Source organism: Thiemannella venezuelensis, assembly GCF_014203605.1.
GTDB lineage: Bacteria > Actinomycetota > Actinomycetes > Streptosporangiales > Streptosporangiaceae > Planomonospora_A > Planomonospora_A venezuelensis.
The window spans coordinates 1-1,748 of the sequence record NZ_JACHJJ010000070.1; the positions used below are offsets into that span (position 1 = coordinate 1).

At 72.1% G+C, this 1,748-nt stretch carries 1 protein-coding gene; it reads right to left on the minus strand.

Annotation, left to right across the window (positions count from 1 at the left end; all coding sequences use genetic code 11):
- Window positions 1-101: 101 nt before the first annotated feature.
- Window positions 102-1,679 carry an IS1182 family transposase gene (locus FHS22_RS37105; RefSeq protein ID WP_184948881.1) on the minus strand — a complete coding sequence of 526 codons (1,578 nt, stop codon included), beginning with the start codon at window positions 1,677-1,679 and terminating at the stop codon, window positions 102-104.
- Window positions 1,680-1,748 lie beyond the last annotated feature (69 nt).

Below are 1,748 nucleotides of genomic sequence, written 5' to 3' on the forward strand. Positions count from 1 at the left end.
CCTAGGAGACTGCTGAAAATCTTGTTGTGATGTGCTCGGGCCGTGGGCCGCTGGTCAGTCGCCCCGGCTCGAGGACAAGACAGGCGCCGGCACGCGACCGCCTATGCCGGAGCGGCGGTCAGAGCCCAGGCGGTATCGCTGCGGGTAAGCCCGCGGTTGACCAGGGTGCGCAGGTTGAGCGCGGCAGCGCGCAGGTGTAGCCACGCGTCGTTCTTGATGGTGCCCAGGTAGCGCAGCCGGCGATTGCCACGCGCCACGACCCAGGCCACGGCACGCTCCACCGGGGGCCGCCAGCGCCGGTAGTCGTCCTGCCAGACCGGATCGGCGGCGGCTTGGCGGCGGGCGGCCACCTGCAGATCATGGTCAGGGCGGATCCGCACCACCCGGCCGCCGCGGGCGGTGGTGCACTGCTGCCGCAGCGGGCAGGCGGCGCAGGTCGCGGCCTCGAAGACCGCATGCCTGGTATCGATGGTGCCGACCAGGGACGCCGTCTGCCCGGCCGGGCAGACGGCGGTGCCGGCAGCGGTATCGATGGCGAAGTCGTCCAAGGTGAACCCGCCCGGCACGGCCGGGCGCAGCGGCGGCGGTTTGATCAACAGCCGATGCCCGGCCTCGGTCAAGGCACGCCGGCACGGCCCGGACGAGTAGGCGGCATCGGCCACGACCTCCAGCCGATGGTCTTCGCCGGACAGCAACTCGGGCGCCAGCACGGCCTCGTGGTGGGCCCGCCCGGCACCGGGCCGTAGGGCCACGGCGGTCAGCAGGCCGGTCTCCGGCTCGACGGCCAGATGCGCCTTGAACCCGTCCGCGGCGCGGGTCGTGGTCTTGTGGATGTGCCGGGCCTCGGGATCGACGGTGGAGACCATGCGCTCGGGCGCGGTGCGCCGGGCGATGCGCCAGCGCCCATCGGAGCCGTCGGAGTCGGCGGCCGGTTCCACGTCCTGGCCGGCGACCAGCGCCAGGATGCCGATCGCGGTCGCGGCCGGCTCGTCCAGCACCTGATCGGATACCTCGGCCAGCAGCCGGATCGCGTCGGTGACCAGAGCATCGACCAGGACGGCCCGGGCCTGGGCGTCGTTCCAGGCGATACGGGGCTTACCGGAACCGGCGTAGTCGCAGGCGGTGCAGCAGGATCGGGCGGCGTCCGCGGCGCCGGGCGCCTCGCGGATCACCCGGCGGATCGCGGCGATCAGTTGGGTGACGGTGTCCTGGGTGGCCACCGCGTCGTCCAGCACGGCCGAGTCCAGTGCCCGCCGGTGCCGACCGCGCAGTACCCCGGTTTCGGCGACGACGGCGCGCACAGCCTCGAAGATCCGGTCCGGCCGCGTCGAGCGGGCCAGGCGGCGCCGGAAGTAGGTCAGCAGCGAGGGGTCGAAGGCGGTGTCGTGCAGGCCCAGCCCGCAGGCGGCCTTCCAGCGCAGGTCGCACCGTAGCTCCTGGACGGCTTCGATGTCGGAGACACCGTGCAGGGTCTGTAGCAGCAGCGCCGTGGCCAGGATCTGCGGCGGCATGCTGGGCCGCCCGTTGGGCGAGGGATACATGTCGGTGAACATCGCGGCCGGGAACAGCGCCTCGCGGTGCTCGGCCAGGAACGCGAACACGCTGCCGGGCGGGATCAGGTCCCGGCAGGTGGTCCACACATCCGGTCCGACAGGTTCACCAGCCCACTGACCTTGCATAACACCAGTCTGACCCCGCCGGTGTTCACGGCGAGGTCAGCCCCTACATCTTCAGTAGTCTCCTAGTGC